This is a genomic window from Sporosarcina sp. E16_8, assembly GCF_017347095.1.
In the GTDB taxonomy this organism is placed as follows: Bacteria; Bacillota; Bacilli; order Bacillales_A; family Planococcaceae; genus Sporosarcina.
Genome location: NZ_JADPRZ010000007.1, coordinates 145115 through 153502, shown reverse-complemented (window position 1 = coordinate 153502; position 8388 = coordinate 145115). Strand labels below are relative to the sequence as shown.

The window sequence follows — 8388 nt, the reverse complement described above, 5'->3', positions numbered from 1 at the left end:
GTTAAGCTAACTGTTACTTCTACCTTCACAGTTCGGGACTTCCACCCTATAGATTACGCCCATGCTGGGCGCACAAAAACAGCACAAACCGCCACTACTGGCAGTTGTGCTGTTTCTTTATTTTGCTTTAGCGGATTTCGCAACTTTCCCTCGTGCTTTTCTGCGTGCTTCCAGTTTCACCTTATCTTCATCAGACTGCTTGTTAAACTTCGGCAGCACTAAAATTTGATAGGCATTCACTGCGAGAAGTGGGAATAGCAGGATTGTGACCCACTCATCGATATTACCTGAACGTACCATCAACGCTGGTAACCATTCAAGTGTTGTAATAACAATCATGAAGAACAGTGCTGAAATAAGCGTGTGTTTCTTCGTCCATTTTGCTTTGAAATAAGCGGTTACTGCAGAAACACCAATAAGTGTTGCAAGTAATCCAAGGTACAGCATTGTGCGGCCCGTCTCACCTGACGTCAATTGGAATCTGAAGAAGATGAGGTCAAACAGGACAATTGCAATGATTAGAAGCTGAACCCAGTTCCACAATGTGAGTGTCTTAAAAATATTCACACCGAATTGGTGGACCGTTAAATAAGCAAAAAAGCCCATTTGTGCAACGACGCTCATCGTAAATCCAAGGAAAATCATCCACAGAAACGCGCCTATAAATTGGCCGTATTCACCGTTGGATAAATATTGAGAAAAGAACTCCCAGCGGACAATTAATCCTACAACTGCCGTCACGAATCCTCCGATTAATAATGCCGTAAAAAAGAATTTGACCCAATTTCGTATTGTCACAATAGCGATCCTCCGTTTTGTTTTTCCTATCAATAGTGTAACAACGTTTTGTTGAAAAATCTATTTCATTAAACGATTCATGCATATTCTGCGTCGTATTGTGAACAATAAATGAAAATGCTTGTGGAAGGGAATTTGATTTCAATGAAAAAAAGAATTGGTCTATTCCTGTTTTCGGTTCTATTATTGACGGGATGCAGCATGCAGCAGACTGCTCCAACTTACGACGAAACAAAAAAAATGATGACCGACGCACTTCAGACAGAGGATGGAAAAAAGGCAGTTCGGCAAATGTTCGCGGATCCAGAGTTCAAAGAACTACTTATTCTAGAACAACCGGAGGTAAAGAAATCCGTCGAGGACACCCTCCTTTCTAAAAAAGGGGAAGATTTTTGGAAAAAAACGTTTGAAGATCCAAAGTTCACTGAAGCCATCGCCAAAAGCATGAAGGAACAGCAACAGGAGATCATGAAACAACTAATGGATGATTCGTCATTTCAAAAACAGTTAGAAGATTTTTTCTCCCAGCCCGACATGTTAAAACAGATGGAAACAGTTACACAGTCAGCTAATATGAAAAAACATCTTGAAAAAGTTGTTGAAGAAACCATTAACAGCCCTTTGTTGCAAACGAAATGGCAAGAACTTATTCTGAAAGCAGGTGAACTGAAACCAGTAGATAGCGGGGGTAGTGGTGGTGAAGGTGAGAAGACGAAGAAAAGTAAAGGCGGAGAAGGCCAATAGCCTTCTCCACCTTTTTAACTAGTTATTATTTCGATGTTTTTTTAATGATACTTTCCGCAATACCCATGTAAATTTTTCCGATAGGATGATCTTCTGCATAGACTGACGGTGCAAAATCTTCTTCATCCCAATCTGGCTGGCCTAGTGGTATTTGACCAAGTAACTCTGTACGAAGTTGCTCAGCTAGTTTTACACCGCCGCCTTGACCGAATACGAATTCACGTTCACCCGACGTTTTTGATTCGAACCAAGACATATTTTCAATAACACCAAGCAATTCATGATCTGTCTGAAGCGCCATTGCTCCTGCACGCGCAGCAACAAATGCAGCTGTCGGATGCGGAGTCGTTACTACGATTTCTTTAGACGTCGGAATCATCTGGTGGATATCAAGCGCAACATCCCCTGTACCTGGAGGCAAGTCGAGGAATAGGTAGTCAAGATCTCCCCATTCAACGTCACGGAAGAACTGGTCAAGTGCCTTCCCAAGCATTGGACCGCGCCATACAACCGGTGCGTTATCCTCAACGAAGAAGCCCATAGAAATAACTTTTACGCCTAGACGTTCAACTGGGATAATCCGGTCCCCCCGAACAACTGGCAAATCAGTTACACCCATCATATCAGGTACACTAAAACCATAAATATCAGCGTCAATTAAACCGACCTTTTTCCCAAGACGCGCAAGCGCTACAGCAAGATTTACCGACACTGTCGATTTACCAACGCCGCCTTTACCAGACGCAATTGAAATAAATTCAACGTCATTCAGCGGTGACAACAAATCTTGTGCTTCCGATTCCGTCACTTTCCCACGGAATTGTTCCAGCACTTCTGCCGATAATTCTTCGAAACGGATACCAACAGAATCAGCACCTGCTCCTTTCAATGCGTCAACCACTTGCGTTTGAAGACCCATCTGTTCAGCGGTATTAATTTTAGCAATCGCTATCTTGACGCTGACATGTTTCTTTTCAGGCTTGATTGTTACACCTGTAATTCCACTCGTCTCCGCAAGCGTTTTATGTAAAAACGGATCTTTCAGCTGCCCTAACAATTCACGTACTGTTTCTTCATTCATCAATGTAGACACCCCTTGGAGGTTTATTCATTCGCCTCCAAGTATACCATAATAAGCTATTCGAAAATCTGATTAAGGCTCTCACTTTTCTTCTGCAGTATGAAATTCAACGATTCCTTCCACGATGGCATCAGCCACCTTGCCTTGATAAGTAGGGTCAATCAGGAGGGCTCTTTCCTCATTGTTTGACAGAAAACCTGTTTCAACGAGAACTGCCGGAGTCGGTACCTTTTTCAATAAATATACACCCTTAATTGCCATCGCTACTCGTTCCGTATTTTTTAAATTAGCCCGGAATGATTCTTGAATGGCTTTCGCCAAAAACTCACCATCGGGATCCCCACCTGGATGATAAAACACTTGGGAACCGCGCCATCTTTCCTCAGGTATTGCATTTACGTGAACGCTAATGAACATATCAGGTTTCTCACTAATTGCAATGCTTTCCCTCAATTTTAAATCAGCCATTTTGCGTTCGCGAGTCGTTCCGAATTTCTCGGCTGGGGCATGTTCGGCCAACGCGTCGCCATCTTTTGTCCGCGTCATGATAACTATCGCCCCTTTCTTTTCAAGACGTTTCTTCAATTCATGGGAGATGCTCAATGTAATATCACGTTCAACGATATCATTGGATGAAGCGCCACCGTCCATCCCTCCATGTCCCGGATCGATAAGTATCTTCACGCCGCCAAGCTCTGCGGGCATGAAAAAATTCCGATCTGACGAGGCCTTAACGCCATACATGACAACTCCAAGAGAACACACGAATAATAAACCGATCACAAACCACCGTTTCATATGGACACCGCCTTTTTCCTTCACTATACGCAGAAGCGTCGGCAGATATGTCCTACTTTTAGCAGAGATAAAAATCGAAAATATTTTGTTAAACTAAACAATGTTTTACCAATAGTTCGCAATGCTCTCTTGGAACTAAACAACACTCCAGTAAAACTAAATAACATCCCATGAACTTAACAACACTTAACGATTAGTTCGCTACGATCTCCCAGAACTAAACAACACTGCGCCAAAACTAAACAACACTCCACGTATTTCAAAAACAAAAAAAGGAACCACGTAAGGTCCCCTCAAAAATAGAATTATTCAGTAGCGCCTTCCCATTCGAGCATGCCGCCTACCATGTTTGTAACATCATAACCTTCATCCGCAAGGAACTCTTGTGCACGTCCACTGCGGCCGCTCGAGCGACAGATGAGTATATATGACTTAGCGCTATCAAGCTCGTTCATACGGACCGGCACGTCGCCTAGCGGGATGTGGATTGCACCCGGAATCATCCCCGCCGCTACTTCATCCGCCTCACGCACGTCGACTAGGTTTAGCTGCTCGCCTTTTTCCAACCGCTCTTGTAATTCGGTAGTTGAGATCTCTTTCATATCAAATCATCCTCCCACTGTTTCTACATCTATACTTTAACACAAAAAAGCCCTTTTCCACGAATGGAGAAGGGCTTTTCTTGAATGTAAGATTAACGTTTTGAGAACTGTGGTGCACGACGTGCGCCTTTAAGACCTGGTTTTTTACGTTCTTTCATTCTTGCATCACGAGTAAGAAGTCCTGCTGATTTAAGCGCTGGACGGAAGTCAGGGTCTACTTGAAGTAGAGCACGTGCAACTCCGTGACGGATTGCTCCTGCTTGTCCAGTGTATCCACCGCCATCAACGTTTACAAGGATATCGTAGCTTCCAAGAGTTTCTGTAATTACAAGTGGTTGTTTGATGATTTCGCGAAGTGTCGCGAATGGTACGTAGTCTTCTACGTCGCGTTTGTTGATGATAATTGTGCCATCTCCAGGAACTAGACGTACACGAGCTGTTGAGCTTTTACGACGGCCTGTGCCGAGATATTGTACTTGTGCCAAGTTGTTTCCTCCTCTTTAATTAACCGCGAAGTACAAATACTTCTGGTTGTTGTGCTGCGTGCGGGTGATCTGGTCCAGCGTATACATTAAGTTTTCTGTATGTTTGACGGCCTAAAGGACCTTTTGGAAGCATTCCTTTAATTGCAAGTTCAAGCATTTTTGTAGGGAAGTTTGTACGCATTTCAAGAGCCGTACGTTGTTTCATGCTACCCGTGTAACCTGAGTGACGGTAGTAAATTTTGTCTTTCAATTTGTTACCTGTAAGATGAATTTTCTCTGCATTGATGATGATGACATGGTCACCTGTATCAACGTGAGGTGTGAACGTTGGTTTATGTTTGCCGCGCAAAAGTGATGCAACTTCAGAAGCAAGACGACCAAGCGTCTGTCCTTCAGCGTCGACAACGAGCCATTTACGCTCTACTTCGTGACCTTTAGCCATGAATGTTGTACGCATAATTTTATCCTCCTAAATGAATCTCTATTAGTTCCCGTTTTCTCTATCCCTAAACACAAGTTTACCTTCCGGGGCTTATTTGTGGGGTTATTGAAATACCATTACTCATCTTATACTGAATACCACATTAAGTCAAGCGATTCCTCTAAATACACTAGGAAAAGTTGCCTTAGTCTTTATAGCTCACTTCAACAAGATACAAACCTTGTGCTGGCGCGGTTTTGACGTTCGCTTTACGACTGCACGATTCAAGTATCTGCTTGACATCTGCCGGCGTTTTCCAGCCGTTCCCTACGACAAGAAGCATACCTGCAATGCTTCGAACCATATTATATAAAAAACCGTTTCCTTCAATTGTCATGATGAGATGATCACCTTGTTTTTCAAGCGTCAGCATCCTCACTGTTCTGACTTTATTGGATGTAGCGGTTTTTGATGAACAGAAACTTGTGAAATCATGCGTCCCAATTAAATAGCCAGCAGCTTCCTTCATCGCCTCAATATCAGGATGTGATCTGCCAAGATGAACGGAAAAATTACGCTCAAACGGACTATGCACTTCGCTATAGGACCACTTATATACGTACGTCTTGCCAGTAGCAGAATAACGCGCATGGAAATCTTCGCTGACGTATTCAACTTCAACCAGCCGAATATCTGTAGGCAAAAGGACATTCAACGCCAGCTTCCATCGATCAATCGGCAAGTTCAGCGGTGTATCAAAGTGAATCACTTGACCATTAGCGTGAACACCAGAATCCGTCCTGCCACTTGCGACTGAAAAAATGTCCTTATCTTTATGCATTTTCACTAACGCTTTATCGATTTCCAATTGCACCGTTCGCATACCCGGCTGTATTTGGTACCCAGAAAAGTGAGTTCCATCATATGAAACAATCGCTTTAACACGTTGCATGTGTATCTTCCTCCTATGCCCTAAGCAGGAAGAGAACGACAACCAAAACAGCAAGCAATACCAATATCGTGGTATCGCGCCAATGCCACTTCAGCTGTCTGTACCTCGTCCTCCCCTCACCTCCGCGATAGCCACGGACCTCCATGGCGACTGCAAGGTCTTCGGCGCGTTTAAACGCACTCACAAAGAGGGGTACTAGCAAAGGAATCACTGCACGAATTCGCTGCTTAATAGAGCCGGTACTAATATCCGAACCTCTAGCCAATTGCGCCTTTAATATCTTATCCGTTTCATCCATCAAAGTAGGGATGAAGCGCAGGGAAATTGACATCATCAGCGCAAGCTCATGAACAGGTAATTTAAATCGCTTGAAGGGCCCCAGTAAGTCTTCCATACCATCCGTAATTGAAATCGGCGATGTAGTCAACGTCAAGATAGACGTCAGCAAAACCAATACAAGAAAACGAATGGAAATAAAAATACCTTGCCTCAACCCTTCCTCGTATATCTTGATGAACTTCCAATCGACGAGAAGTGCTCCTTCTTTCGTGAAAAAGATATGCATGAGCAGCGTGAAAATAATCAAGAAAAGAATTGGTTTCAATCCGTTAAACAAAAAATACAGCCGAATCCTCGAACTTAAAATAACGACTAACGTAAATCCTAACAACACGGCATAAGTCACTGTATTATTTGCAAGGAAGACCCCAATAATGAAAAGAAAAACAAATGACAGCTTTGAACGAGGGTCGAGCTTGTGGACAAATGAATTGCCCGGAATATAGCGTCCAAAAATCATCTTTTCCAACATTAACGGCCACCTTCTTCCGTGGCAGCAAACGCAATTGCCTTCGCAAGCTGAGCTTCCGTTAATGCGAGTCCCTGGAGCGGACGACCAATTAACTTCTCAATATCACGCTGGAACTTTACTGAGCGTGGTAGGCCTAATCTAAAGGACGTCAGCTTCTTTTCATCAGCGAACACTTCCTGCGGCGTCCCGGACATGACAGAACTGCCATTATGCATAACGATAATATTATCCGCATAACGTGCGGCATCCTCCATACTATGTGTCACAAGAATTGTCGTCAATTTTTCTTCTACATGCAGCCGATTGAAAAGCTCCATAATTTCAAGCCGCCCTCGCGGATCAAGTCCTGCAGTCGGCTCGTCCAAAACGAGTACAGACGGTTTAAACGCGAGAACACCCGCAATCGCAACCCGTCGCATCTGCCCTCCCGAAAGATCGAAAGGAGACTGCTGGGCAACCTCTGGAGGAAGTCCTAGCAATTCTATCAGTTGATGTGCGCGTCTCCTAGCCTCTTCTTCAGGTACACCAAAGTTCATGGGGCCGAACATAATATCTTTTTCAACAGTCTCTTCAAAAAGCTGATGCTCTGGAAACTGGAATACAATACCCACGTGCCTCCGGACATCTTTAAGTCCTTTCGCTTTCGTACCGGCCGTAATCGTTGTATCTCCAATTTTCACAATACCTTCTGAAGGCTTCAACAAACCATTTAAATGCATAAGAAGTGTCGACTTTCCCGATCCAGTATGTCCAATAATCGCAGAATAAGAGCCGGAACGTATCGTAGCATCTACACCCTGCAATGCCCTTTTCTCAAAAGGAGTATCTTTTCCATACAAATATCCTACTTGCTGAAGTGAGATGTCCATAATTCATTCACCAACTCTTCTTCCGTCATATGCTCACCGACAAGCTCCATCCCATTTTCCCGTAACAAACTGGAAACTCTTAAAGCGAATGGCAAGTCCAAACCAATTTCCTCAAGTTGATTTCCCCGAGCAAATATCTGCTCAGGCGTACCAACCGTCAGAACCTTCCCTTTGTTCATGACAATAATACGATCTGCCAACAGCGCCTCTTCCAGATCATGTGTAATAGAAATAACTGTGAGGCCTGTCTTACGCTTTAATTCTTCAACTAAGTGAATGACTTCATTACGTCCTTGTGGATCAAGCATCGACGTCGCCTCATCCATAATAAGAAGCAATGGATGTAAAGCGAGCGCCCCAGCTATTGCAACTCGTTGCTTTTGTCCGCCTGAGAGATGGTGAGGCTCCTGGTCAAGAAAATCACTCATATTTACCTGCGCAAGTGCATCATGAACTCGAGTCACCATCTCTTCGAAGGGAACCCCATTATTCTCTAGCGCAAATGCAACATCATCCTGAACTGTCGAACCGACAAACTGGTTATCCGGGTTTTGAAAAACAAAGCCCATTCGTGAACGGATTTCCCATAAATTGTCCTCAGTCAGTTTTTCAATAAATACGTTGACGTCCCCTTCTTCAGGGAATAAAAGACCAATCATCAATTTCGCAAGTGTCGATTTACCGGAACCATTATGGCCAACAATAGCAATCCATTCATCTTCTTGTACCGTAAACGACACGCCATCGACTGCTTTCTTTGCTACCTCGTCCTCAGAGTCATAAGAATAAGACACATTATCCATCGACAGAATTTCCTTCATCGCCTA

The 8388-nt window shown here is 43.7% G+C and carries 11 protein-coding genes; 1 reads left to right on the top strand and 10 read right to left on the bottom strand.

From position 1 onward, the window contains the following. Window positions 1–117: 117 nt before the first annotated feature. A complete protein-coding gene (locus I2484_RS08425) occupies window positions 118–798 on the bottom strand; it encodes a KinB-signaling pathway activation protein (protein WP_207150582.1) in 681 nt (226 codons plus the stop codon). Window positions 799–942: 144 nt separating this feature from the next. Between I2484_RS08425 and gerD the strand changes: the two genes are divergently transcribed. Further along, on the top strand, window positions 943–1542 hold the full coding sequence (gerD, locus tag I2484_RS08420; RefSeq protein WP_207150581.1) for a spore germination lipoprotein GerD: 600 nt from the start codon (window positions 943–945) through the stop codon (window positions 1540–1542). Between the two features lie 25 nt (window positions 1543–1567). Here gerD and I2484_RS08415 read toward each other — a convergent pair whose 3' ends face one another. The 9 genes from I2484_RS08415 to I2484_RS08375 all read right to left on the bottom strand — a co-directional run bounded on the left by I2484_RS08415 (window position 1568) and on the right by I2484_RS08375 (window position 8382). Beyond that, window positions 1568–2623 carry an Mrp/NBP35 family ATP-binding protein gene (locus I2484_RS08415; protein WP_481886391.1) on the bottom strand — a complete coding sequence of 352 codons (1056 nt, stop codon included), beginning with the start codon at window positions 2621–2623 and terminating at the stop codon, window positions 1568–1570. Window positions 2624–2704: 81 nt separating this feature from the next. Further along, the gene (locus tag I2484_RS08410; protein ID WP_207150579.1) at window positions 2705–3421 is read right to left on the bottom strand and encodes an N-acetylmuramoyl-L-alanine amidase; all 717 of its coding nucleotides are present in this window, start codon (window positions 3419–3421) and stop codon (window positions 2705–2707) included. A gap of 305 nt (window positions 3422–3726) precedes the next feature. Beyond that, window positions 3727–4023, bottom strand: coding sequence for a rhodanese-like domain-containing protein (locus tag I2484_RS08405; protein ID WP_207150578.1), 297 nt, complete (start codon window positions 4021–4023; stop codon window positions 3727–3729). Between the two features lie 92 nt (window positions 4024–4115). Then, window positions 4116–4508 carry a 30S ribosomal protein S9 gene (gene rpsI, locus I2484_RS08400; protein WP_067204837.1) on the bottom strand — a complete coding sequence of 131 codons (393 nt, stop codon included), beginning with the start codon at window positions 4506–4508 and terminating at the stop codon, window positions 4116–4118. Window positions 4509–4527: 19 nt separating this feature from the next. Then, on the bottom strand, window positions 4528–4965 hold the full coding sequence (gene rplM / locus I2484_RS08395; RefSeq protein ID WP_067204834.1) for a 50S ribosomal protein L13: 438 nt from the start codon (window positions 4963–4965) through the stop codon (window positions 4528–4530). Between the two features lie 169 nt (window positions 4966–5134). Further along, complete coding sequence (gene truA / locus I2484_RS08390) at window positions 5135–5881, bottom strand: tRNA pseudouridine(38-40) synthase TruA (RefSeq protein ID WP_207150577.1); 747 nt, start codon at window positions 5879–5881, stop codon at window positions 5135–5137. Window positions 5882–5894: 13 nt separating this feature from the next. Beyond that, the gene (locus I2484_RS08385; protein ID WP_207150576.1) at window positions 5895–6692 is read right to left on the bottom strand and encodes an energy-coupling factor transporter transmembrane component T family protein; all 798 of its coding nucleotides are present in this window, start codon (window positions 6690–6692) and stop codon (window positions 5895–5897) included. Continuing rightward, window positions 6692–7561 carry an energy-coupling factor ABC transporter ATP-binding protein gene (locus I2484_RS08380; protein WP_207150575.1) on the bottom strand — a complete coding sequence of 290 codons (870 nt, stop codon included), beginning with the start codon at window positions 7559–7561 and terminating at the stop codon, window positions 6692–6694. The genes I2484_RS08385 and I2484_RS08380 overlap by 1 nt, the downstream gene beginning before the upstream one ends. Next, window positions 7537–8382, bottom strand: a complete 846-nt coding sequence (locus I2484_RS08375; protein WP_207150574.1) for an energy-coupling factor ABC transporter ATP-binding protein — start codon at window positions 8380–8382, stop codon at window positions 7537–7539. The genes I2484_RS08380 and I2484_RS08375 overlap by 25 nt, the downstream gene beginning before the upstream one ends. Window positions 8383–8388 lie beyond the last annotated feature (6 nt).